The following is a 25,745-nucleotide window of genomic DNA, read 5'->3' as shown; positions in this document are numbered from 1 at the left end:
TAAATACTTATATATTACTATAAAAATCTATAGTTCCATCTTCTACTTGCACAACTGCTTTTTTAACAGCGTTAGTTTTAGCAATTTGCAAGCCTGTTTTTGTATAACGAGTAGATCGTTTAGGCCCGTAGTTAAGAGTACGTACGGATTTCACTTTAACGCCATAAGTAGCTTCAACTTCATTTTTGATTTGAATCTTGTTAGCGTCCTTAGCTACTACGAACGTATAGCAGTTTCTCAACTCGCTATTGTCGTTTGCTTTTTCTGTATTTACAGGTTTAATTAATACGCTCATTTTCTTCTTATTTTGTTAAAATTGACTCTAAAACTGCTACTGAGCTCTCAGTAAGTACTACGTTTGAAGCATTCACTAATTGATAAGTGTTTAACTCTGAAGCGGTTACTACACTTGAAGTAGGTACGTTACGAGAGGACAAATATACATTATTATTTGTATTTGGTAACACAAAAAGTGATTTTTTATTTTCTAAGCCCAAAGATTTTACAACTGCGGTGAAATCTTTAGTTTTTGGAGCGTCGAAATTTAAATCTTCAACTACAACGAGGGCTTGGTTTTGTAGTTTAGCGCTGAGGGCAGAACGGCGAGCCAAGCGTTTTACGTTTTTAGTAAGTTTTTGTGTATAGTCTTTAGGACGAGGACCAAATATGCGTCCACCACCCACAAATACAGGAGATTTTACGCTACCTGCACGAGCTGTACCTGTACCTTTTTGTTTTTTAATTTTGCGAGTACTTCCAGCCACTTCGTTTCTTTCTTTAGCCTTGTGAGTACCTTGACGTTTGTTAGCTAAATAGCGTTTAACATCTAAGTATACTACGTGATTATTAGGCTCGATACCGAACACAGCATCAGAAAGGGTTACCTTTCTACCTGTTTCTTTTCCTTGTATGTTTAATACTGCTACTTCCATTATTTGTGAATAGTTACATAAGCATTTTTGTGACCTGGAATACAACCTTTTACTACTAAAAGATTTTTCTCAGCAACCACTTTCAATACTTTCAAGTTTTGTACTGTTACCTTTTCAGCTCCCATACGTCCAGCCATACGCATACCTTTGAATACGCGAGAGGGATAAGACGAAGCACCTACTGAACCTGGTGCTCTGAGGCGGTTATGCTGACCGTGAGTAGTTTGACCTACTCCGCCAAAACCGTGGCGACGCACTACCCCTTGAAAACCTTTACCTTTAGAAACGCCTGTGATATCCACAAACTCTCCTTCGGTGAAGAAATCGACGGTGATAGTATCACCTAATTTGTAATTGTCTTCAAAACCTTGGAATTCAACAACTTTTTTCTTTACAGAAGTACCTGCTTTTTTGAAGTGACCAAGCTCTGCTTTGGTAGCACGTTTTTCTGCTTTGTCATCGAAACCAAGTTGAAGAGCATCATAGCCATCAACCTCTTTGGTTCTGACTTGGGTAACTACGCAAGGACCTGCTTCGATGATGGTACAAGGTATATTTTTACCGTTCTCATCAAAAATGCTGGTCATTCCTACTTTTTTTCCGATTAACCCAGACATAAAATTAAATATTAAATTAGTTATTAGTTCTTTTTAATTAACAATTGATAATTGACAATTATTATAATGTTTCAGGGTCAAAAAATGCCCGAGACTTTTTAACCCTGAATCATTTTTATCCGTTTTTCCCTAACCCGCAGTTTCGGGACATTTTAGTAAAGTTATCAAACTTTGATTTCTACTTCTACACCACTTGGCAATTCCAATTTCATCAAAGCATCAATAGTTTTTGATGAAGAGCTATAGATATCTAAAAGACGTTTATGAGAGCTCAATTGGAACTGTTCACGTGCTTTTTTATTTACGTGAGGTGAGCGCAACACAGTAAAGATTTTCTTGTGTGTAGGTAATGGAATAGGACCTGTAACTACTGCACCTGTTGCTTTTACTGTTTTTACGATTTTCTCAGCAGATTTATCTACCAAGTTATGGTCGTAAGATTTTAACTTTATTCTTATTTTTTGTTGATTACCCATTTTTTCAATAAATTAGTTGCCTCTGGCATTTTTAATTACTTCGTCTGCAATGTTTGAAGGAGTTTCAGCATAATGAGAGAACTCCATTGTAGAAGTAGCACGACCTGATGAAAGAGTGCGAAGCGCTGTTACATAACCGAACATTTCAGATAGTGGAACAAATGCTTTAATTACTTTAGCACCGTTACGGTCGTCCATATTGTTTACTTGACCACGACGGCGGTTCAAGTCTCCTACGATATCACCCATATTTTCCTCTGGAGTAATAACTTCCAATTTCATAATAGGCTCCATCAATACAGCTTTTGCAGCACGAGCAGCTTCTTTGTACCCCAATTTGGCTGCCAACTCGAATGACAATGAGTCTGAATCGACAGGGTGGAATGAACCATCGATAAGAACAATCTTCATCGCGTCCATTTCGAAGCCTGCCAAAGGTCCATTTTTCATTGCTTCTTTGAAACCTTTTTCAACTGATGGGATATACTCTTTAGGAATGTTACCACCTTTGATTTCGTTTACGAACTCAAGACCTACTTTGCCTTCTTCGGCTGGTTCCATACGGAATACGATGTCGGCAAATTTACCACGTCCACCTGTTTGCTTTTTGTAAACTTCGCGGTGGTCAGCTTTAGCAGTGATAGCCTCTTTATACTCTACTTGAGGTTGTCCTTGGTTTACTTCTACTTTGAACTCACGTTTGAGACGGTCTACAATGATATCCAAGTGTAACTCACCCATACCAGAAATGATAGTTTGCCCAGAGGCTTGGTCAGTTTTTACTTGGAAGGTTGGGTCTTCTTCAGCGAGTTTAGCTAAAGCCATACCTAATTTATCAACGTCGGCTTTTGTTTTAGGCTCTACAGCGATACCGATTACTGGATCAGGGAATACCATACTTTCGAGTACGATAGGATATTTCTCATCGCAAAGGGTATCACCCGTTTTGATATCTTTAAAACCTACTGCAGCCCCTATATCACCAGCTTCAATATATTCGATAGGGTTTTGTTTATTAGCGTGCATCTGGTAGATACGAGAGATACGCTCTTTATTGTTTGAACGAGTGTTCAACACATAAGAACCTGCATCGAGGTGACCAGAATAAGCGCGGAAGAATGCTAAACGACCTACGTAAGGGTCAGTAGCAATCTTGAATGCCAAGGCTGCAAAAGGAGCGTCAACGGCTGGCTTGCGGAGTGCAGGCTCACCTGTTTCAGGATTAGTACCCTCAATAGCTTCTTTATCAAGCGGTGATGGCAAATAACGACATACCGCATCAAGCATAAATTGTACCCCTTTATTTTTAAATGATGAACCGCATACCATAGGAATGATAGCCATATCCATTACTGCTGCGCGCAATGCCTTATGGATTTCGTCTTCAGTAATTGAGCTTTCATCTTCCATAAATTTCTCAAGTAATCCTTCGTCATAGCCCGCTACTTCTTCAATTAATTGAGCGCGGTATTTGGCTACATCCTCTTTCATCTCGGCAGGAATTTCTACTACGTCGAAAGTAGAACCTGAATTTTCTTCGTGCCATACGATGGCGCGGTTTTTAATCAAATCTACAACGCCTTTAAAATCAGCCTCGTCACCGATAGGCAATACGATAGGAACCGCGTTAGATTTGAGCATATCTCTCACCTGGTTGCAAACGTTTAAAAAGTTAGCCCCTTGACGGTCCATTTTGTTTACAAACCCAATACGAGGTACTTTGTAGTTATCAGCCAAACGCCAGTTGGTTTCCGATTGAGGTTCTACCCCATCAACGGCAGAGAAAAGGAATACTAAGCCGTCGAGTACACGCAAGGAACGGTTTACCTCAACAGTAAAATCGACGTGACCTGGGGTATCAATAATGTTGAAGTGATACTCTTTAGCATCGGCGGTAGGTTTACCATTTTCGGTAGGGAAGTTCCATTTACAGGTAGTAGCCGCTGAAGTAATAGTAATACCGCGTTCAGCCTCTTGTTCCATCCAGTCCATAGTAGAAGCACCATCGTGTACTTCACCAATTTTGTGCGTTTTACCGGTATAGAAAAGGATACGCTCGGTAGTTGTGGTTTTACCGGCATCAATATGCGCGGCAATACCTATGTTTCTTGTATATTTTAAATCTCTACTCATCGTGTTAATTAAAATCTAAAGTGTGAGAATGCTTTGTTAGCTTCAGCCATACGGTGCGTATCCATTTTTTTCTTCACAGCAGCACCTTCTTCTTTAGAGGCAGCGATAATTTCGGCAGCCAATTTCTGAGCCATTGATTTCTCATTGCGTTTACGAGCGAAACCGATGAGCCATTTCATCGCCATAGACACTTTACGGTCTGGACGGATTTGCATAGGGATTTGGAAGGTAGCACCACCCACGCGACGTGAACGCACCTCAACGTGAGGCATCACATTGCTAAGAGCGTCTTTCCAAACATCTAATGCCGACTTTTCGTCGTTATTCTTCTTTTGTTCTACGATATCAATTGCGTCGTAGAATACTTTAAAAGCCACTGACTTTTTACCGTCCCACATAAGGTTATTCACGAAACGCGTAACCAATTGGTCGTTAAACTTAGGGTCTGGTAAAAGGGGGCGTTTTTTAGCCTGTCTTTTTCTCATTTCTTTTCAGTTAAAAGATTTTGTGTGTTAAATTACTTTTTCTTTTTGTCGGCGGGAGCTGCTTGTCCTGGTTTAGGGCGTTTCGCACCGTATTTAGAACGGCGTTGCGTTCTACCTGCTACACCAGCCGTATCGAGAGCACCACGAACAATGTGGTATCTAACACCTGGTAAATCTTTTACCCTTCCGCCTCGTACCAATACTATCGAGTGCTCTTGGAGGTTGTGACCTTCACCAGGTATGTAAGCGTTCACCTCATTGCCATTAGTCAAGCGAACACGAGCTACTTTACGCATAGCTGAGTTCGGCTTTTTAGGCGTTGTGGTGTACACACGTGTACATACACCTCGGCGTTGTGGGCACGAATCCAAAGCAACCGATTTACTCTTCTTGGTAATTCTGGTCCTTCCTTTTCGTACTAATTGTGAAATTGTTGGCATAATTTACAATACTATATATTTGTTTATTTGTTTACTTGTTGTCTGTCCATAGACATTAGTTCATAGGACTTAGAGGTTTGGACTTAATATCCAAAGCGGGTGCAAAAGTACAACTATTTTTTAAAACTGCAAAAGTCTCTGATAGATAAGAGGTGAGAAATAAGAAATAAGAGATAAGAGATAGGAGTTAAGAAACAAGAGGCATAGACACCATATTGTTATTGATTACCAATATTTTAATAAGGTTTAGTTTTAGGAATTAGTATAACATAGGTAATTATGAAAAAGTTGTGATTTGTTACAAATATCACAAAATAATTCTATTTTTGTTCTATAACAATAGTCTTAATTTGAGAACTAAACCATTAAGGAGCATAAAAAAATAAGACGGCTTTTTTACGCCGTCTTATTTTTTTCTAAATTTATTTTTACTCTCTTAATGCTGCTCCAAATTGCTTTTCAAAAGCGTCTTGGAGGCGTTGCATCGTTTTGTCGATTTGTTTATCGGTAAGAGTTTTATTGTTGTCTTGAAGTACAAAACTGAGGGCATAGCTCTTCTTGCCTTCGGGTAGTTTGTCGCCTTGGTACACATCAAAAAGATTTACGTGTTTTAATAGGTTTTTCTCGGTAGCGTATGCCTTTTCGTAAAGGTCGGCGAAGGTTACTTTCTCATCAAGCAAAAGAGCTAAGTCACGACGTACTTCGGGGTATTTAGAGATTTCCTTGTATACCACTTTATGGTCTTGTACTTGTTCTAAAATCACTTCCCAATGCAAATCAGCTACAAGCACCTCTTGTTTGATATCGAAATCTTTAAGCACTTTGCTTTTTACTACTCCTATCGTTCCTAAAAGGGTCTCCCCTATTTGCCAACGGAATCCTTCACTACTCAACGTGTCGTTAGCTTCTAAAGGTAAAATAGTGATTTCCTTCAAGCCGAGACGTTCGAAGAGAGATTCTACTACTCCTTTGAGCTCAAAGAAAGAGGTTTTTTGAGCGGGAGCGCCCCAATACTCAGGTTGGGTATTACCTGTGAGATACAACACCAAATGCTTGCTTTCAGTATAATTACCATCGATATAGTGATAGTTCTTGCCAAACTCGAACAACTTCAAATCGGAGCGTTTGCGGTTGTTATTATAAGCAATCACTTCTAAGCCTGAAAACACTAGATTTTTACGCATATAGCCCAAATCGCTACTCAAAGGATTGAGGAGCTTTACTGCTTGCTCTGGATTTCCGGCATAAGTAGTAATCTCTTTTTCTGACACAAGACTGTTGGTCATTATCTCAAAGAAGCCTTGTGCTACCAACTGGTCGGCTACCACATTTTGTATATTGTGGTCGTCGTATTTGTTAGAATACGCCATTGTAGCATTTAGCTTTTCAGAGAAAATGACATTGTTATAACCATAGATACGAAGGATTTCCTCTATTACATCGGCTTCACGCTGTACATCTACGCGGTACGAAGGGACTGACAAACCTAACCCACGTTCGGTAAACGAATTTACTTTGATATCTAAAGAGTGTAAGATAGCCTTAATTGTATCGCGTGAAATCTTCTGACCGATAAGTTTATCTATTTTCTCAAAAGTAAGAAACACCTGAAAATCTTCTTGCTTTTTAGGATAAAAATCTATCACATCTGATGATATAACCCCTCCTGCAATATTTTCAATCAGTACTGCGGCATACATTAGGGCGTATTTACAATCTTCTATATTAATACCGCGCTCAAAGCGATAAGAAGCATCGGTATTGATGCCGTGACGTTTGGCTGTTTTGCGCACCGATACAGCATCGAAATAAGCACTTTCTAAAAATACATTGCGAGTAAAATGAGTGATACCTGAGTTTTCACCGCCTAATACCCCTGCTATACAGAGAGGTTTTTCGGCATCACAAATCATAATGTCTTCAGCGTTGAGGGTGCGTTCTACTCCGTCGAGGGTTTTAAACTTTGTGCCTTCATCGGCATTCTTTACAATCACCTTGCGACCAATAATATGGTCGGCATCAAAAGCGTGAATCGGTTGTCCCATTCCGTGCAGTACGTAGTTTGTAGCATCTACTACGTTGTTCTTAGGAGTAATGCCTATGGCTTTGAGTTTGTTTTGTAACCATTCAGGCGATTCGCCTACGCGTACATTGCTAATGGTAACGCCGGTATAGCGAGGTACGAGTTTTTTGTTCTGCACCTCTATATCTATTTTAAGTGAGCGGTTATCGACGTGGAATTTTGTAATAGAAGGGGTGATGAGCTCTAATGAAATACCTTTTTGCATCAAGCCTGCACGTAAGTCGCGTGCTACGCCATAGTGACTCATTGCATCGGCACGGTTAGGAGTCAGTCCTATTTCGAATACCTCGTCGGTTTCTACCTCAAACACCTTACTGGCAGGGGTACCTACTTCGTACTTATCGTTGAGCACCATAATACCATCGTGACTTTCGCCTAAGCCGAGTTCGTCTTCAGCACAAATCATACCGTAACTCTCTTCGCCACGAATTTTACCTTTCTTAATTTCGAAAGGCTTACCTTCTTTGTCGTAGAGTACTGTGCCAATAGTAGCTACAAGTACTTTCTGCCCTTGTGCTACGTTAGGAGCTCCACAAACGATTTGCAAGGGTGCTTCGCCTCCTATATCTACTTTGGTGATTTTAAGTTTATCGGCGTTAGGGTGTTTTTCGCATTCGAGTACGTGACCTACCACTACCCCTTTGAGTCCCCCTTTTACGCTTTCGAAGTGCTCAATCCCTTCTACTTCTAAGCCTAAATCAGTAAGAATGACCGCTGTATCTTCAGCAGGCATTTCTAACTTCAAATATTGTTTTAACCAGTTATATGATATTTTCATAGTTGTTTTTTTTCAATCTTCAATCAAGCGCTACTATACTTTGACAGAGTGTATACCAATGTGTATACCGCAAAAAGTTATTACAGAGCGCAAAATTAGTAATTTTAGCAATAATCACAAAAAAAAGCTATTCAAAAAAATGAATAGCTTTTAAAATCTATATTATTTAACAGTGAGTTAGTCGTTTTTCTTCTTCTTCAAGGTTTCGGTTACTTGAGCTGAAGCGGTGAAGGAGGTAATCATATTGTTGAGCATCTCACTACCAGCTTCGGGTGAGTTAGGAAGTAGGATAAGATTACTATTGGTTTGCTGACCTACGGCTTGCAAGGTGTCGTAGTGTTGAGTAACCACAATAAGCGCTGAAGCTTCTTGCGAGCTGATACCTACTTTATGCAATACGTCTACACTCTCTACCAATCCGCGAGCAATTTCACGACGCTGGTCGGCGATACCTTGACCTTGCAAACGTTTGCTTTCGGCTTCTGCTTTTGCTTTTTCGACGATGAGGATGCGTTGTGCATCACCTTCGTATTGAGCAGCTACTTTTTCGCGTTCGGCGGCATTGATACGGTTCATTGCGGCTTTTACTTGGGCATCGGGGTCGATATCGGTTACTAAGGTTTTGATGATGTCGTAACCGTAAGTTTCCATTGATTCTTGTACTTCGCGTTTTACGGCGATGGCGATATCGTCTTTCTTAACGAATACATCGTCGAGTTTCATCTTAGGGACTTCGGCGCGGACTACGTCGAATACATAGCTGGTAATCTGGTCGTGTGGGTATTCGAGCTTGTAAATGGCATCGTATACTTTTTCTTTGATCACCACGAACTGTACTGATACTTTGATTTTGACGAATACATCGTCCAAAGTTTTGGTTTCGACAATGACATCAAGCTGTTGGATTTTGAGGCTGATGCGAGCGGCTACTTTATCGATGATAGGTATTTTCATTTGTAAACCCGAATGACGAATGCTTTCGAATTTACCGAAACGTTCTACTGACACGGCGGTTTGTTGGCGCACGGTGAAGAAAGTAGATAGCAAAAATACTAATGCAAAAAAGAATAAAATGTAAAATAAATAGGGCATAATGTGAATTTTTATGGGTTATTAACGGCTACAAATGTACTTTCTTTTTTTGAATTGTGCAAGAAATATGAGAACAGAATTTTGAGTTTAAAATAATTTAAAGAAAATGAGGAAATTAGAAAATGAGAGAATGAGAGAATTAGCAAATGAGGAAATATTGTTAGTTTATTCAACTTTGGCAAAGTTTTGAACTTTGCCAAAGTTTGAGATGAAAAAGTGATGAGTTGGGACTGTTAGGAGGATTCGGAAGGAAACGGAAAAGTTCGGAAGAGGGGAGGGAGTTTTTTTGGTAAAAAAAGGCTGTAAGAAGGGTGGGGTTAGCTTATAGAGAGCTTATAGGAAGCTTATACGAATCTTGGACGATTGGTATAGAAAGGGTATATAAACAGTTGACTCATAATATGATACAACGAGCATAAAAATGGTAAAAACGAGGTTTCGAGGCGAAAGAAAGAGAATCCTCACCTCGTCCCTCTCCCAAGGAGAGGGGGTGTAGGGACGAGTAACAAATAACGAATGACGAGGAAAACATCCCCCTTCTCACATACTCCGCTCTCGCGGTGCACATACCCAGCTGTCGCTGGCTACCTTCAAAGGGGGAATGTGGTGACGGAAAAGGGAAGTAATGACGGGGGACGAATGATGAGTGACGAAAAGTGGATCGATGAAAAAGTTTATAGCAAATAACTATAAAATAGAAAAAGCTACCTTTTAGGGGTAGCTTTTTCTATTTAAACAATAAAAATTATGTTATGAAAGATGTTATTTTAGACATTATTCAGTAGGAATACCATCGGCTTGTACTGGCCAACCTGGGTTTTGGTAGATAACACTGGTAGCTACATTTCCTCCTTTGGAAGTGCGTAAGAAGTTTTCAAAGCCTATGGGTGATAGGTAGTGTGCTTTCGTCCAAGTGATACCGTTGTAATACAAGTTGTTTTGTTGTATAATTTGATAAGGACGAATGTACACGCTCAATGTTTTTGCTGATATGTTGGGGCTGGCAGCAGGCAAGGCTACTAATTTAGAAGTCCCGTTATTATTTTTATAAGTAGGTTTATCATACATACTTGTCCAAAGGTTCATACCTTCTATTTGGTAGTTTCTTAACTGATCCATAGCGCGCCAACGGCGGAGGTCGTTATTACGTATTCCTTCAGCTATAAACTCACAACGGCGTTCACGGCGAATGTTGTAAAGGGTTGCATCTACTTTTTGTCCTGCTGAATATACCGCCCAGTCGTTTTCTTTGGTGAGATCGGTAGCGGCTATGGTAGCATTGTAATTTTCACTTACCCCTGCACGAGCGCGTAATGCTTTCCAATAACGGTCGGCATCACTATCGAGAGTGTTATTTTTTACATAACAAGCTTCAATATAATTAAGATAGGCTTCTGCGGTACGGAATACAATACAACCTGCCTCAGTAAGTACCGCATCAGTGAGGTATTTGGCATCTCCATTTAGCCCTTTTTTCACATTATAGCCTGTAACAGCTTTTCTTTCGGTTACCGAGTTAATAATGTCAGGATAACTGTTATCTTGCTGAGTAACGGCTAAATAATCACCTGGTACACGCATAAAAAGCTGCAAGCGCTCGTCTCTATCTACTTTCACAGTTGTAAGATCAGCATCACCTTGGTAACCCGAACCTGATGCGTAGATAGGTAAACCATTTTTCATCAAGAAAGCATCCACAAAACCACGTGTATAACCACTATTAGCGCCTCCTGTCAAGAAACCATTGGTATAATGCCCAACACTTTTATCAGCGCTGTATTGTCTCCAAAAAAGCACTTCTGAATAACCTGACTGACTGTTATCACCATACATTTTGAAATAAGGATTGCTAAACACAGCTGTTCCAGTGGTATTGTGGTCATTGGCTACCAATGGGAAAGCATCGGCTACGACCTTAGCAGAAGCCATTGCTTCTGTCAAAAAGTAATTAATTTCACTATCTATATTGATAGAAAAACCGGATAAATAAGAGACTTTAGTCCCTGGCCAGCCCATACCTCCCGGCACTTGGGCAGTGCCCTTATGATATTTGAGCCAAGTTCCTTCAAAAAGCGCTACACGTGAGCGGAAAAGCTGAGCCACTTCTTTACTGATACGGTTTTTGCCTTCTACTGGGCTTGACTTTAACAAGCTGATAGCTTTGTCTAAATCTTGCAAAATAAAGCGAGCTACTTCATTACGAGGGCGACGTTTAGAAGCCTCTATGAGCTCATCTTCATTATCGGGGAGTACGGTTTTCACAATAGGATAATCACCATAGGATTGTAAACGATCGAAATACTCATAAGCTCTTAAAAAGTAGGCTTCTCCTAAATAGTGATTGATATTAGCAGGTGTTCCTGTTATTTTTCCTGCCTCTATTTTCGGGGTTACTTCTGCTAAAAAATAGTTGATAGCACGAATATTACCAAAATCATAGCCTTCTGTACCTTTAGGCACGTGCCATTGTCCTTTTACCCAAGCTACATTAGCATTTGTTGTAGCTTGGTTATCGGTGCCGTTATCATCTTTAAAAATCCCTATATTATACCCACCGTGAGTAGGGAAATTATAATAAGTGATAGTATAGGCTGCCAAATCTGATTCGGTATTGAAATATTGTTGAGGGGTGATATTAGAGAGCGGTTCTCTATCCAAAAATTTGTTACACCCTATAAGCCCTACCGAAAAGGTAGCTATGATTATATTTTTATATATCTTTTTCATTGTGTTAGTCTTTTAGAAGGTTAAACTTAATCCTGTTGAAATCACTCTTGAAAGAGGATATAGTTTTCCTTGTCCCCAAGAACCTCCATTAGCTTCAGGGTCGAATATTTTAGAGAGTTTGGTAAAGGTAAATACATTATCGGCTGAGATATAAATTCGCAAATTATCTATACCTATAGTCTTCATAATATCAGTAGGGAAGGTATACCCCAATTGTATGTTCTTCAAACGTACATAAGCAGCGTTTTGTACCCAACGTGTTTGAGAGGCGAAGTTCTTACCTCCACCGTCCATAGTAGGTCGTGGATAATACGCATTTACATTAGAGCCAAAAGGGCTATTAGTGCCTTCGGGACGGAAGTAATCTAAGTGTTCTTTAAAGCCTGCTGATTGCCATACGTTTTGGTTAGCCCCTCTAAAATAAGGAGAATCATTGAAAATTAAATCACGCTTACCTGTGCCCTGCCAAAACATACTAAAATCTACGTTTTTGTACTTCAACTCTACTTGTACCCCAAAGTTATAACGAGGAGTGGTGTTACCAATAACTTTTCTATCACCTGGATCATCAAGGGTATTAGCTCCACTATTAATTTTACCATCGCCATTGAGGTCTTCATACATTATATCACCTGCTGCCCAGTTGTTACCCAAAGCACTTTGGTCGTGTGTTTTTAACCATTCGGTCATCTCTGCATCTGTTTTAGCAATGCCACGTGTTTGGTAGCCCCATATTTCACCTAAATACTGTCCTTCGTAAAAAGTTCCTAAAGATTTATTTTTGTTAGGATATTTAGTAATTTTTTGACGGCTATCAGTTAAGTTAGCTGAAATACCATAAGAGAAATCCTCTCCTATTTTGTCTTTCCAGCTCGTTACAATCTCAAAGCCGTTTGATACCATATCGGTATTGTTAATACGAGCAGGGGCAGTACCCAATACAGGAGGTAGTTGAGGAGCAGGTCCTACCATATTATAGGTTTTACGACTAAACAACTCGAATGTGAATTTAAGACGGTTCTTCAAAGCAGTAAGGTCAAACCCTACATTCCAAGAAGCTACTTTTTCCCAAGTGAGAGTAGAAGCAACCAATCCTGGCATTTTTGCTGTATTAGTTTTATCACCATTAAGAAGCCAACTACCATTATTAGCCCCTATGTTCATCGTTTGATAGAAAGGATACCAACTATCAGTGTTTTGGTTGCCCAATTCGCCATAAGACCCTCTAAATTTAAATTCACTTACCGCTTCTCCAAACTTACCGAAGTGTTTCCAAAAGCCCTCTTTGGCTATATTCCAACCTACTGAAGCTGAGGTAAACAAGTTCCAACGCTGGTCGCGCAAAAAGCGAGAGGTACCGTCATAACGAGCGTTTACTTCCAATAAATACTTGCTGTCGTAGTTGTAGTTGAGCCTGCCAAAGAAACCTGCGGTTGCCCAGTGTTGATAATCTCCACTTACATCATCATTCTTTCCTCCTGTAGTGTTGAGTGAAAGAGAGTTCTTGCTGTATATCTCATCGCGAGAAGCAGAAAATTGACGTGATTTGAATAGCTCTGATTGAAAACCTGCTAATGCAGTAACTGTATGTTTCTTAATCTCTTTAGTATAAGATGAATATATATTAGTATTAAAGAAGTTGTAACGGGCTGCCCATTCACTTATTTTTGAATGTCCAGCAGGAGCTTCCCCATCGCGCGAAATAGGAATAGGCTCTCCGTGTAAACCATATTTGTAGATAGGCAAGTAGTACCAATTATTAAAGATAGTAGAAGTGCGGTAGTTGAGCTCTACATTGGTTACCCATCCTTTTATAGGATTGAATACCAAAGCTAATTGTTGGGTAAGCTCATCTCTTTGTGTTTTATCGCGTCCTTCATTAAGCTGTGCAATTTCATTACCGTTCATATAATGACCATTAGGGTCTTTAAGTGGTAAGGTAGGCCAACGTCTGGCTATATTGTGGAAAAACAAACCTCCTAAATAAGAAGAACGAGAGAAATCTCTGCGACTGAAACGTGAGTTGTAATTCAACTTTAAATAAGGAAGTATTTGTGCTGATATCTTTCCTTGTGCTGAGTAACGTGACATTTTATCGGTATTATAACGCGATAACCCCTCAGCATCAAGCCAACCTAATGATACGTAATATTGTATTTTTTCAGTACCACCACGAGCTGTAAAATTGTGCTCTTGCGAAGGAGTAGAAGCTCTATAAAACTCTTTAAACCAATCTACATTTGCCCAGCTTTGCTTGTAGTCATTCCAAGCACCATTTCCATCTTTGGTAGGGTTCCAATCAGTAGCATCTTTTAGCTTCCCTGCTTTGTATGCCTTGATGTTCTGTATAATACGATCTTCAAATACAGGAGCCCCTCCGTTATTCTTTTGAGCTTCATTAAAATAGTTAGCAAAATCTTCTGAATCCAACATTTCAGGGAGGCCTACGGGTGAAGCAAGGCGGTAATTAGTACTATAATTTATCACCATTCTACCATCTTTACCTGATTTAGTAGTTACTAAAATCACTCCAAAAGCCGCACGCGACCCATAAATAGAAGCCGAAGCTGCATCTTTCAACACCGAAATACTTTCTATATCATTAGGATTTAAAGTATTCATATCGCCTTCCATACCATCTATAAGTACCAAGGGGTTTGCACTAGATCCTGACCCAATAGTACCTGTACCGCGAATATTGAAGGAAAGATTACTGTCCAACTGTCCACCTCCATTTCCTACAGAGAAGTTCACCCCCGAAACGTTCCCCTGTAGGGCTTGGGTTACATTGTTTACAGGGCGATTCTCTAAGGCTTTAGCATCTACCGAAGCTACAGCTCCTGTAAGGTTTTCTTTCTTTTGAGTGGCAAAACCTACCACTACCACTTCTGTAAGTTGGTGGGTATCTTCTTTTAGTTGCATATTAACTGTGTAAGAATTACCCCCCCCTACAACTTTTTTAGTCTGGGTAGTAAATCCTACAAAGCTAAACTCGAGCACATCGCCTGCTTTGGCTTGGATTTGGTAATTACCGTCAAAATCAGTAGATGTACCGTGCGTAGAGCCTTTAACCACTACAGAAACACCGGGTAAAGGCGTTTTTTTATCGTCAGTAACTTTACCTTTTACTGAGATGGTTTGTGCCATAAGAGTTGTTAAAAAGCAACCTAACACAAACATAACAAATGTTAAATACTTTTCTTTCATAAGTTTGGCTATTAAATGAAATTTACGGCGTAAAAGTAGCACTATTTATTATATCTACCAAATAATTATAGCTAATATTTTTAAATAATTTTATATATCTCGTTAAATAGAGGGGATAATCATATGAATTACAATAGATAAGGAGAAAATAAAAGAAAGTGTATTATTATTAATTTTAACACTTTTCAAAAGAAAAAGGAAGAAAGTGTGAGGTTGTAACACGACGGGCGGGGAAAATGAGAAAATGAGAAAATGAGAAAATTAGAGAATGAGGAAATGAGTAAATATTATTAGTTTATTCAACTTTGGCAAAGGTGCGAGCCGCACAGGCAGCCGTAGCACGGCAGGCGAGAAAAAATTAGCAAATGGAGAAGTGTTGAGGGATTCGGAAGGAAACGGAGAAGTTCGGAAGAGGGGAGGGAGGGTTTTTGATGAAAAAAGAGTGTAAGGAGGGTGGGGTTAGCTTATAGAGAGCTTATAGGAAGCTTATACGAATCTTGGACGATTGGTATAGGAAGGGTATATAAATGATTGATTCATACTATAATACGACAAGGTTAAAAATGGCAAAAAGAGGGTTTCGAGGCGAAAGAAAGAGGAAGAGGCACTAGGCCTTAGGCCATAGGCAATAGGGGATAACCTCCCCCTTTACACATACTCCGCTCTCGCGGACTTCCTCTCCGAGGGGGAGTGTAGCGAAGGAAAAGTGTGAACCACACAGGCAGGTGTCAGTCGCACGGGCAATGAGGAATGAACGGAGAATGACGAGGGTGAGGCGTTGAAAAAGGTTTATGAGATAGGTTAAAAAAGTGGGTGCTGTCGGAGAGACTTAGGGAAGCAAAAAGATAGATGTGGTACAATAGGTGTTTATAAAGAAGCTTTAGAGAGAAATTGTATTTAATATAAGTTCGTTGTAAAGTAGCCAGAGAATAGTTGGAGCTGATATATGACGTCTTTTGACTTTTGACTACTGAGTGAAATTAGTAGGGTTTATACCATTCTTGTCCGGTGAGGTCGTATATCTTTTGGATTTTATGAAGGAAGGCTTCGAAGTCGAGGTTAAGGTCTATGAGTTCGCCGGTGTGAATATCGAATACCCAACCGTGAACAGCAGGGTATTGGTGTTTCAGATAACTTTCTTGCACAACTGCCATTTTGGTAACATTGAAGCACTGTTCTTCTACGTTCAGTTCTACCAAACGGCGGTAACGCTGGTCGGCATCAGTAATGGTATCGAGTTCTGCTTGATGCAAGCGGTATACATCGCGAATGGTACGCAACCAAGGGTTTAACAAACCAAAGTCTTTGGCTTGCATAGCAGCCTTTACACCTCCGCAATCGTAATGACCACATACGACAATATGCTTTACTTGCAGGTGTTCTACGGCATATTGTATCACAGCGGTAGAGCTCATATCGAGGGTGTTTACTACATTGGCAATATTGCGGTGTACAAACACCTTACCAGGACCTACACCCATTAACTCTTCGGCGGCTACACGACTATCGGAGCAACCTATATAAAGATAGTCGGGGTTCTGGTCTTCGGCGAGTTTCTCGAAGAAATGAGGGTCGCCCTCTTTGCGGTGTTTTACCCATTGACGATTGTTTTCAAATATTTTGTTGTAAGTAGGCATAAGTTATAATGATTAGTGGCTACTGAGGTGGCAAAGGTAGGTGTTTTTAGGAAAATGACAAATATTTGCAAAGAAATCTCCGAAAAGCTGAATATCAGTGTACATACAGTAACCCGTTATAGGCAAAATATCCTAAGAGGAAACGCACGCTGATAATGTGGAAGCTATTGCCTTCGCCAAAAGAATGAGAGTAATTGGTTAATTAGTAAATTAGGAAATTATTTGTATCTTTGCACCTTGAAAACAAGAATTAACTATCTACCATTCATCATTAATCATTAAAAAAGATGTCAGAAGAATTAAAAGAACAACGCTCTAATAACTTTATAGAAAATATCATTGAGGAAGACCTTGCGAAAGGCTTTCCCGCCAGCGCCTTACGCTTTCGCTTCCCTCCAGAACCGAATGGCTACTTGCACCTCGGTCACGCGAGTTCTATCTGCCTTAACTTTGGATTGGGGTTGCGCTACAACGCCCCTGTAAATTTGCGTTTCGACGATACCAACCCTTCTAAGGAAGAACAAGAATACGTAGATGCAATTCGCCGTGATGTAGCGTGGCTCGGATTCAAATGGGATAAGGAATGCTATGCTTCCGACTATTTTCAAGAACTTTACGACTGGGCAGTAATGCTCATCAAACAAGGGAAAGCCTATGTAGATAAACAAACATCGGAAGAGATTGCCGCTCAAAAAGGCACGCCAACGGTAGCAGGAACCGAGAGCCCTTATCGCAATACCTCTCCTGAGGAAAACCTCGCCCTTTTTGAGCGTATGAAAAACGGTGAATTCGAAAATGGCACGTATGTACTCCGCGCCAAGATAGATATGGCATCGCCCAATATGCTAATGCGCGACCCTATCATCTACCGCATTATGAACGCTTCACACCACCGCACGGGCGACAAATGGCACATCTACCCTATGTACGACTGGGCGCACGGCGAAAGCGACTACCTCGAACAAATATCACACTCCCTTTGTACATTGGAATTCTTACCACACAGAGAGTTGTACGATTGGTTTTTAGACCAGGTAATCTCCTCCCCAGCCCTCCCAAAAGGAGAGGGGAGTAACATCCCCCCTGCCCCCCTTCAAAGGGGGAGTGTGCGACCCAAACAGAGAGAATTTGCACGGAGGAATTTGAGTCATACGATTGTGAGTAAACGTAAGTTGTTGCAATTGGTAACCGAAAATTATGTGGCTGGCTGGGACGACCCTCGTATGCCTACTATCTCAGGCTTACGTCGCCGTGGGTATACCCCCGAAGCCATTCGTAAATTCGCTGACACCATAGGTATTGCCAAACGCGAAAACCTCATCGATGTATCGCTATTGGAATTCTGCGTGCGCGAAGACCTCAATAAAAAAGCTAACCGTGTAATGGCAGTGCTCGACCCTGTGAAGGTGGTGATTACTAACTATCCCGAAGGACAAGAAGAATGGCTTGACGCCGAAAATAATCCCGAGATAACTCCTATGACCTATCGTAAGGTGCCTTTCAGTAGAGAAATTTATATCGAGAGAGATGACTTTAGAGAAGAAGCTGACAAGAAGTATTTCCGATTGAAATTAGGAGGAGAAGTACGTTTGAAGAATGCTTATATCATCAAAGCTGAAAGCGTAGTGAAAGACGCTCAAGGGAATATTACCGAAATACATTGTACTTACGACCCTGATAGCCGTAGCGGTAGTGGTACCGAAGCGAGTATGCGCAAGGTAAAAGGCACATTGCATTGGGTGTCCATACCCCACGCCGTGAAAGCCGAAGCGCGCCTCTACGACCGCCTCTTTACCGTTGCTGAACCCGACCACCAAGAAGATAGCTTCTTAAACTACATCAACCCCAATTCTCTAAAAATAGTAACTGCTTATGTAGAGCCAAGCCTCAAGACCGCCCAAGCAGGCGACACGGTACAGTTCCAACGTCTGGGGTATTTCAGTGTAGACCCTGATACTACCCCTGAAAAATTGGTGTTCAACAAAACCGTCGGCTTAAAAGATACGTGGGCTAAGATTAGCGAATAAGATATCATACACTAAAACAAAAAAAGGATTGCCCTAGAAGAGCAATCCTTTTTGCGTGTAATGAAAGAAAAAAATCTACTTTAGTTCAAAATCTTTTTCGTTGCTGTTATCAGCAGAGTGTTGGGCTACCCAGAGTTTGAAAGCGCCGGGTTCGGTTACTTTTTTCAAATCGGCGTTGTAGAAGGCTAAGAGGTCTTCGGTAATTTCAAACTGCACTTGTTTGCTTTCGCCGGCTTTGAGTGCGACTTTTTGGAAGCCTTTGAGCTCTTTCACCGGACGGGTTACACTACCTACCAAATCGCGAATATATAATTGCACTACTATTTCACCATCGCGCTTGCCGGTATTGGCTACTTGGGCTGTAACAGTGATCTTGCTTCCTTTGCTGAGGGTGGCACTGCTGAGCTGTACATTACTAATATTAAAGGTGGTGTAGCTCAATCCGTAACCAAAAGGATAGAGAGGTGTGACAGGCGCATCCTCATATTTAGAACGGTAATCAACTGTTGGGTTATTAGGATCAACGGGGCGACCAGTATTCTTGTGATTGTAATAGATAGGTACTTGCCCAACATTACGAGGGAAACTCATCACCAAACGCCCTGAAGGGTTGTACTTACCTGATAATACATCGGCGATACCATAACCTGACTGGGTACCAGGGAACCACACTTGCAAAATAGCATTGGCTAATTCACTCTCTTCACTGAGATCGAGCGGACGACCGCTATACACCAATAATACTATAGGTTTGCCTGTTTGTTTGAGAGCGCGGAGCAATTCGCGTTGAGGCGCGCGCAAACGTATATCGGTAAGGCAAGCAGATTCACCAGACCAGTTATAGTCTTCACCTAAGGCTACCACTGCTATATCGGCGGTGCGTACGGTGGCTACTGCTTTGGCTATATCGGCAGAAGTAGTGGCGGTAAGGGTACAACCTTTGGCATAGCTAAACTGCACCTTACTATCTTTATACACTTCTTGCAATCCTTTGAAAAGAGAAGCACTGAGCTCACGGTCGCCACGACCTTGCCACTCGCCATTTTGGTTGATAGAATCTTTTACCATAGGTCCTATGAGAGCTACCTTTTTCGGCATATCAGGAGTGATAGGCAATACCTCGGCGTTGTTTTTGAGCAATACCACCGATTTAGTAACGGCAGTGCGGGCTACTTGCAAGAACTCCGGTTTCATAAGGGTTGTTTTGGCGCGATTCTCATCGAGGAACTTATAAGGGTCGTCAAACAAGCCTAATACGAATTTCATTTCTAAGATACGGCGTACAGCGGTGTTGATAGTCTCTTCTTTTACCTTACCCTCTTCAACTGATTTTTTGAGGTGCTTGATAAAGTTAGCGCCTGTCATATCCATATCAATACCAGCATTGATTGCTAACTCGGCAGCGTGCTTATTATCAACCGCAACACCGTGAGGAACCAGTTCGTTAATACCGGTATAATCGGTTACTACAAAGCCTTTAAAGCCCCATTGCTTGCGAAGGATATCCGTCATTAGGTAGCGATTGGCAGTTGCAGGGATACCGTTTACCTCGTTGAAGGAAGCCATTACGGTGCCCACTCCTGCATCAATTGCTGCTTTATAAGGTGGTAGATAGGCATTCCAAAGAGTGTGCTGAGAGAGCTCGGCAGTATTGTAGTCGCGCCCTGCTTCGGCAGCACCATAGGCAGCAAAGTGTTTTACACACGCTAAGACAGTATTGGTTTTGCTAAGCGAATGCCAGTCGGTTCCTCCTTGAAAACCTTGTACGCGAGCTTTGGCGATTTCACTTCCCAAGAAGGGGTCTTCGCCAGCGCCTTCCATCACACGCCCCCAGCGTGGGTCGCGAGCTAGGTCGACCATAGGGGCGAACGTCCATTTGATGCCATCGGCAGCAGCTTCTTCGGCAGCAATAGCAGCGGTTTGGCGCATTAGGTCTAAATCCCAAGAGCAGGCTTCAGCAAGCGACATAGGAAATATGGTTTTATAACCGTGAATCACGTCGTAACCAAATAGAATAGGGATACCCAAGCGAGTTTTCTTGACAGCTATATCCTGCAATTTGCGCACCCCAGGCACGGTAACAGCGTTGAACACACTGCCTACGAGACCTTTTTCGAGATAAGGCTGAAAGTCATCGGACATTACGGGACCTGTTACATCCCAATTGGCGGCAAACTGAGTAAGTTGTCCTATTTTTTCTTCTAAGGTCATCAGCGATAGCAAAGAATCTACCTTGCGTTCGATATTTTTATCGCCACTGAAGGACTCCCATTTTATGGGGGTGGTAGCATCCTCTTTAGAGGAACGGTTACACCCCACTATGGCAATAGCCATAAGAATGCAATATGTTATTCTCTTCATAAATTATGATTATTGATAAATTCTTACGTAATCGATTTCAAGGCTATCTTCGGTGAAGTTGGCAGCGACATTACCCCCCAAAGAACCTCCCATTGCTATATTGAAGATGAGGAAGAATTTTTGATTGAAAGGTAACTTGTCATTGTTATTCATCTCGAAATAGTTTTGATTATCGACTGCAAAGATAATCTTTTTTTCTGTCCACGTCATCGTATAGATATGAAAATCTGCAGAAGTGTTTGCAAATTCAGTTTCTTTGTCGTAATCACCTTGATGGTTGTTATCGGTGTCGTACCAATGGCAAGCGCCGAGAATATGGGTCTTTTTATTACCTTTTTGTTCAAGCATATCTATTTCGCCACATTTAGGCCAGCCGTCGGTAGCGAAGTTATTGCCCAAGAACCACATTGCAGGCCAGGTACCTTTGGCAGCAGGTAATTTGGCTTTAATTTCCACTTTGCCGTATTTGAAACCATACAAACCTTCAGTTTTGAGTCGTGCAGAAGTATACCCTCCACTGCCATCGGCTTTGGCAGTAATTTTTAGCACACCGTTTTCCACTTTCACATTTTCGGGGTCTTTGGTGTATGTTTGTAACTCGTTATTACCCCAACCATTGCTACCTTTGCCTAAATCATACGTCCATTTGGTAGCATCGGGAGTTCCCGCTTTGTTGAACTCGTCAGACCACACAAGATTGGTAAAGTTATTTTCGGAAGGTTTGGTAGTGGTGAAAATGTGATACCACGCATACTGACTGTTAGGTTGCATCACGCGCACGATGAGTTGTGTATCAGTAAGGCTGATGATGTCATAAGTACTTGCGCCTACCCACCAGCCGAGCATACCGCCATTGGAGAGCTCGATAGCTGTACCGCGATAGGCTTTGTTGTTGTACTTACCTTGGGTAGCGGCTTTAGAAGTAGAAGGCACGAAGGATACTTGTTTCTCGCCTGTAATCGTAGGTACTACATCGGTGCCGTGACATTGGTCTTTAGCTACACCTAACACCTCAGCATAGGCTCCTGGTATAAACACGTGATCGGCAGTTTGTTTATAGGTAATACCATTAGCTGTATGGGTGAAAATAAAGGAATTTTCGAACATACAAGTACGAGTAGCATCGAATGGTGTTGCTTGCCACCAAGCGGGATAACCATATTCGCCATTATCGCCACTTTCTTGAGGTCCTAAGCCTGCATATCCCGCTACATTGGCAGCCCAATACCAAGTTTTAGTATCGCCTACATTCTTACCTGCGAGCATATTTTCGGCTTCAGCATCGGAGAAGGAACTATATACTTCCAATTCTAAAGACACAGAACTCATAGAGCCTCCTGCACCTACAGCACTTACTACCGCTGTGAATTTGTTGGTACCTACTTTGGTATAGCGGTGTTGGATTTTACCAGAGGGAGCCATTTCGGTCTTGCCGTCGCCAAAATCGACACGGTAAGAAATGGCGTTTTGGGCGGTTACTACAAAGTTCACTAAGCCCGTGCCGTCGCCGTGAGGATGAGTGTTATCAGCCCCCACGATACTGAACGAGGCATTTACATTAGAAGGAGGTGTAAGGTCTCCAAACTCGTGCTTATCTTTACAACTTATAAAGACAAAAGCTACTAATAGGGTTAAAAGATTTAAGGTTTTCATTTTAATTTGTCAATTTAGTGCGAACCGCACGGGTAATTAATTCAGTGTTATTTCGTCGTAGTAATAAGTGGTATCATCGCCTTTTTCACCAAAGTCGAAGAAAACAACTACTTTAGTATAGGTAGTGCTGGTATCAATGCCTGTAAAGTCAAACGAAAGTTCTTCCCAAGTGTTCTTTTTGGTGATACGAGCATCTACTTCTTTAGCTTCATCGCTAGTAGCTCCTTCTAATTTCACTTTTACGGTAATACCTGCCTTAGGAGAAAAGGCTTTTAGCTTCAATACCTTGTGGGTTTTCATATCCAAACTTTCGGAAGTGAAGAACGCACCTGCCCACGTTTCACAACCTTTGGTGCGCACCATTTTGGCTACTTTGGTAGAAGTATTGCCTGTAGTATTAGGGTTGGCTACTACTTCTACATCTGCCATATTGCCAAAGGTAGTAAATTTAGGAGCTGTACCTTCAAAGTTTTCGATTATCACAGTATTCGATTTTTTGTAGAAATACAAGTTATCAATAAATACCGTACCTTGTCCTACCAATTTGATTTGGTGTACATCGGTGATTACAAATCCTTGTTTGGTGTAGTCGCTTAGCGGAATATCGATGCTTGTCCACTTATCGGCAGTAAGGGTCTTTTTGATAAACTTCTCACCGTCAGCGCCTGTGCTTTTGCTAATCAAATAGATATCTAAAGCGGTAGCATCGGCAGTCCAAACATCTAAATGCAAGAACTCCATCGCTGATAGGTCGATTTCTCGAGCAAATTGGATACCTTGATAATTGAGGTGAGCGTATTGCAAGATTTCATCGGTGCCCAACTTAAAGAGGTTGTAGGCAGTGGCTTGTCCCCAATTAGGGTTGAAATCAGTGTCTGCCACATTAGTATATCTTCCGCTGAAAAGCGAAACGACCTCTTGCGCTTTGCGGATAGGAGGTTGAGGAGCCGCCGTAGTAGGCTGTTGCAAGGCAATTACTCGTACCGTTTTTTGCACTTTAGTAGTTTGTTTGCCCGCACCTTTCACTTCTATGGTAAGGGTGTAAGTACCTACTTGCTTATAAATGTGTGAAACTTCCTCTCCTATATTGCCAGAGACCGGTTTTTCGTCGGCACTCTCACCGAAATACACGTCGTAAGTAATCGCAAAGTTGGCTTTAGCAGTTACATTCACTTTCTTAGAAACCGCTTGGTCATTGGCTACGGTTACTTCTACATTCTCAGGGGCGCGGAACGACACCTCTAAAGACAAAGTCGCTTCGGCTTCCTTGCCAGCGATGTTCACAGCTACTATTTTCACTTGGTAACTACCTTCAGCATAAGTGTGTGTTACCGAACCACCTGCTTTCACTGTAGTGGGAGTTGCAGTGCTATCGCCAAAATAGACCTTGTAGGAGGCTACTCCCGTAGCTACTGGCGTGATGGTTACAGCCCCTGAGTTATCGGTGCTCACCTGAAATTTCGCTGAGACATCGGTAGGAGCCGTGGCATTTTGGACGAAACTGAGATCGTCCTTATCTTTTTCGCAGGCCACTATTCCAATGAGAAACAGTAGTGCTATGAGGTTTTTGAGTGTTTTCATTTTAATTTAGATAAGAGGTAATTAGTATCCTTGGTTTTGTTGCCAATTGCCATTAGCAAAGCGTATTTCTTCGTAGGGTATGGGGAAAACTTCGTTTTTGTTGGCAGTAAAACCTTGTATTTCGGTGCCTTTTCCGGTGCGGACTAAGTCGAAAAAGCGCAAGCCTTCGCCTAAGAACTCTACACGGCGTTCTTTCCATATCGCTTCGGTAAGAGCAGAGCCTGATACCGTAATATTGTGATTTTCATTACCAAAGGCACGTTTGCGCACTTGGTTGAGGTAATCGCGAGCGCGTTCATCGCTGATATTACCACGGTTGAGCGCTTCGGCAGCCATTAAAAGCACATCGGCATAGCGAATAGCACGATAGTTATTAGGGTTGGTAAGGTTTTGGTCGGGGCTATTGAGGTCACCTTTGCGAGCAATATATTTTCTATTGAAATAGCCTGTATGTTTGTAACCTTCGGCATAAGTAGCGTTGTTCGCTGCTGCCCACGCGACGATATCCAAGATAGCAACATCTTTGCGGAGGTCGCCTGCTTCAAAAGCATCGACTGCCTCTTGTACAGGTACGTTAAAACTATAGCCAGAATCGAACACAGGGCCGTTATAGTTGCGGATACTGTTAAACCCTACCGCTACATTTCCTTTGCTACATTGCAAACAGTCAAAACTAGCACCTTCAGCATCGGTGTATTGTATCTCGAATACCGATTCAGCCCCGTTTTCACCTTCTTTTTCGAAGATAGAAGCATAGTCAGTTACAAGTGAATAGGTATTGCTGTGTATCACGGTTTCTAATACTTGAGCTGCTTCGGCAAATTTGTTTTGGTATAAATACACCTTGCCGAGTAGTGCTTGAGCGGCGCCTTTAGTAGCACGTCCTACTTGTCCGTCGGGTGGTGTTGTAGGCAAGTGAGGAATGGCTGCCAAAAGGTCTTTCTCAATAGAAGCATATACCTCACTCACAGGGGAACGGGGTATTTTTTGTTCGTCGCCACGCTCAAATCGTTTGTTTTCTTTGAGTGGAATTGCCCCAAACCATTTCACGAGCTCAAAATTGTAATAAGCGTGAAGGAAATGCGCTTCGGCAATAATCACTTCTTTGCCCTCAAAGGCTGTTTTGTCTTGGAATTCCAAGATATAAGCCGAGCGGTTTACACCGGCAAACATCCAGTCCCACAAGTTTTTGAGTTGGCTGTTGATAGGCGTGTGAATCATCTGGTCTATTTGTTGAAAACCAGGTACATCGGAAGCACTTTCACCTCCGCAAAGGGTATTATCGGAGGCAATTTCGCCCATAAGCACATTTATATACGTAGAATGTAACAAATTGTAAGCTGCAATCAGCGCATTTTGGTAGTCTTCCTTTGAATTGAAATAGGTCTCCGAATTGATTTCGTACTGTTTAGTCTTGTCGAGAAAATCGTCGGAACAAGCAAAGGCAAAGACAAAAAGCATAAGCCCTATTGTCCATTTCTGTATGTTATATATCGTTTTCATTTGTTTGTATGGG

The 25,745-nt window shown here is 41.5% G+C and carries 19 protein-coding genes; 3 read left to right on the top strand and 16 right to left on the bottom strand.

The genetic code is table 11. The annotated features are described in order from the left end of the window. Window positions 1-7 precede the first annotated feature (7 nt). From rplW to HMPREF1528_RS02575, 9 genes are all read right to left on the bottom strand, one after another. A complete protein-coding gene (gene rplW / locus HMPREF1528_RS02615; protein ID WP_002675014.1) occupies window positions 8-295 on the bottom strand; it encodes a 50S ribosomal protein L23 in 288 nt (95 codons plus the stop codon). A gap of 7 nt (window positions 296-302) precedes the next feature. After that, the gene (gene rplD, locus HMPREF1528_RS02610) at window positions 303-932 is read right to left on the bottom strand and encodes a 50S ribosomal protein L4 (RefSeq protein WP_009411642.1); all 630 of its coding nucleotides are present in this window, start codon (window positions 930-932) and stop codon (window positions 303-305) included. Further along, window positions 932-1,549 (bottom strand): 50S ribosomal protein L3, encoded by a 618-nt coding sequence (rplC, locus tag HMPREF1528_RS02605; protein WP_002675012.1) that lies wholly within the window; start codon window positions 1,547-1,549, stop codon window positions 932-934. The genes rplD and rplC overlap by 1 nt, the downstream gene beginning before the upstream one ends. Window positions 1,550-1,713: 164 nt before the next feature. Next, entirely contained in the window at window positions 1,714-2,025 is a 312-nt protein-coding gene (rpsJ, locus tag HMPREF1528_RS02600) for a 30S ribosomal protein S10 (protein WP_002675011.1), read from the bottom strand. 12 nt (window positions 2,026-2,037) lie between these two features. Continuing rightward, window positions 2,038-4,158: an elongation factor G gene (gene fusA / locus HMPREF1528_RS02595; RefSeq protein ID WP_016478529.1), complete on the bottom strand. Its 2,121-nt coding sequence runs from the start codon at window positions 4,156-4,158 to the stop codon at window positions 2,038-2,040. 8 nt (window positions 4,159-4,166) lie between these two features. Next, complete coding sequence (rpsG, locus tag HMPREF1528_RS02590) at window positions 4,167-4,643, bottom strand: 30S ribosomal protein S7 (protein ID WP_002675008.1); 477 nt, start codon at window positions 4,641-4,643, stop codon at window positions 4,167-4,169. A 32-nt stretch (window positions 4,644-4,675) separates the two neighbouring features. After that, window positions 4,676-5,083 (bottom strand): 30S ribosomal protein S12, encoded by a 408-nt coding sequence (gene rpsL / locus HMPREF1528_RS02585; RefSeq protein WP_002675007.1) that lies wholly within the window; start codon window positions 5,081-5,083, stop codon window positions 4,676-4,678. A gap of 428 nt (window positions 5,084-5,511) precedes the next feature. Next, a complete protein-coding gene (pheT, locus tag HMPREF1528_RS02580; protein WP_016478528.1) occupies window positions 5,512-7,944 on the bottom strand; it encodes a phenylalanine--tRNA ligase subunit beta in 2,433 nt (810 codons plus the stop codon). A 177-nt stretch (window positions 7,945-8,121) separates the two neighbouring features. Continuing rightward, entirely contained in the window at window positions 8,122-9,036 is a 915-nt protein-coding gene (locus HMPREF1528_RS02575) for an SPFH domain-containing protein (RefSeq protein ID WP_002675001.1), read from the bottom strand. A 241-nt stretch (window positions 9,037-9,277) separates the two neighbouring features. On the opposite strand from HMPREF1528_RS02575, the gene HMPREF1528_RS13180 reads away from it, so the two are divergent. Beyond that, the gene (locus HMPREF1528_RS13180) at window positions 9,278-9,364 is read left to right on the top strand and encodes a glycosyltransferase (protein ID WP_410492502.1); all 87 of its coding nucleotides are present in this window, start codon (window positions 9,278-9,280) and stop codon (window positions 9,362-9,364) included. A gap of 446 nt (window positions 9,365-9,810) precedes the next feature. On the opposite strand, the gene HMPREF1528_RS02570 is transcribed toward HMPREF1528_RS13180, so the two are convergent. Together HMPREF1528_RS02570 and HMPREF1528_RS02565 are read right to left on the bottom strand one after the other, a co-directional pair. Further along, entirely contained in the window at window positions 9,811-11,763 is a 1,953-nt protein-coding gene (locus HMPREF1528_RS02570) for a RagB/SusD family nutrient uptake outer membrane protein (RefSeq protein WP_016478527.1), read from the bottom strand. Window positions 11,764-11,775: 12 nt separating this feature from the next. Continuing rightward, a complete protein-coding gene (locus tag HMPREF1528_RS02565; RefSeq protein ID WP_016478526.1) occupies window positions 11,776-14,970 on the bottom strand; it encodes a SusC/RagA family TonB-linked outer membrane protein in 3,195 nt (1,064 codons plus the stop codon). A gap of 383 nt (window positions 14,971-15,353) precedes the next feature. On the opposite strand from HMPREF1528_RS02565, the gene HMPREF1528_RS12860 reads away from it, so the two are divergent. Further along, entirely contained in the window at window positions 15,354-15,440 is an 87-nt protein-coding gene (locus HMPREF1528_RS12860; protein WP_232211455.1) for a glycosyltransferase, read from the top strand. A 510-nt stretch (window positions 15,441-15,950) separates the two neighbouring features. Here HMPREF1528_RS12860 and HMPREF1528_RS02560 read toward each other — a convergent pair. Then, complete coding sequence (locus HMPREF1528_RS02560) at window positions 15,951-16,607, bottom strand: carbonic anhydrase (RefSeq protein WP_016478525.1); 657 nt, start codon at window positions 16,605-16,607, stop codon at window positions 15,951-15,953. Between the two features lie 287 nt (window positions 16,608-16,894). Here HMPREF1528_RS02560 and HMPREF1528_RS02555 point away from each other — a divergent pair, with 287 nt between their 5' ends. After that, window positions 16,895-18,634, top strand: a complete 1,740-nt coding sequence (locus HMPREF1528_RS02555) for a glutamine--tRNA ligase/YqeY domain fusion protein (protein ID WP_016478524.1) — start codon at window positions 16,895-16,897, stop codon at window positions 18,632-18,634. A gap of 75 nt (window positions 18,635-18,709) precedes the next feature. Here the strand turns inward: HMPREF1528_RS02555 and HMPREF1528_RS02550 are convergent, their stop codons facing one another. The 4 genes from HMPREF1528_RS02550 to HMPREF1528_RS02535 are packed head-to-tail and all read right to left on the bottom strand — an operon-like array spanning window position 18,710 to window position 25,732. Then, window positions 18,710-20,995 carry a glycoside hydrolase family 3 N-terminal domain-containing protein gene (locus HMPREF1528_RS02550; RefSeq protein WP_034567775.1) on the bottom strand — a complete coding sequence of 762 codons (2,286 nt, stop codon included), beginning with the start codon at window positions 20,993-20,995 and terminating at the stop codon, window positions 18,710-18,712. Window positions 20,996-21,004: 9 nt separating this feature from the next. After that, window positions 21,005-22,648: a family 16 glycosylhydrolase gene (locus tag HMPREF1528_RS02545; RefSeq protein ID WP_016478522.1), complete on the bottom strand. Its 1,644-nt coding sequence runs from the start codon at window positions 22,646-22,648 to the stop codon at window positions 21,005-21,007. Window positions 22,649-22,684: 36 nt separating this feature from the next. Then, window positions 22,685-24,229, bottom strand: coding sequence for a PKD domain-containing protein (locus HMPREF1528_RS02540; protein WP_016478521.1), 1,545 nt, complete (start codon window positions 24,227-24,229; stop codon window positions 22,685-22,687). A gap of 21 nt (window positions 24,230-24,250) precedes the next feature. Then, window positions 24,251-25,732: a RagB/SusD family nutrient uptake outer membrane protein gene (locus HMPREF1528_RS02535; RefSeq protein WP_016478520.1), complete on the bottom strand. Its 1,482-nt coding sequence runs from the start codon at window positions 25,730-25,732 to the stop codon at window positions 24,251-24,253. Window positions 25,733-25,745: the final 13 nt, after the last annotated feature.

This window comes from Capnocytophaga sp. oral taxon 336 str. F0502 (assembly GCF_000411575.1).
In the GTDB taxonomy this organism is placed as follows: Bacteria; Bacteroidota; Bacteroidia; order Flavobacteriales; family Flavobacteriaceae; genus Capnocytophaga; species Capnocytophaga ochracea.
The sequence above is the reverse complement of the archived record's forward strand: the minus strand, read 5'-3'. Positions and strand labels throughout refer to the sequence as shown.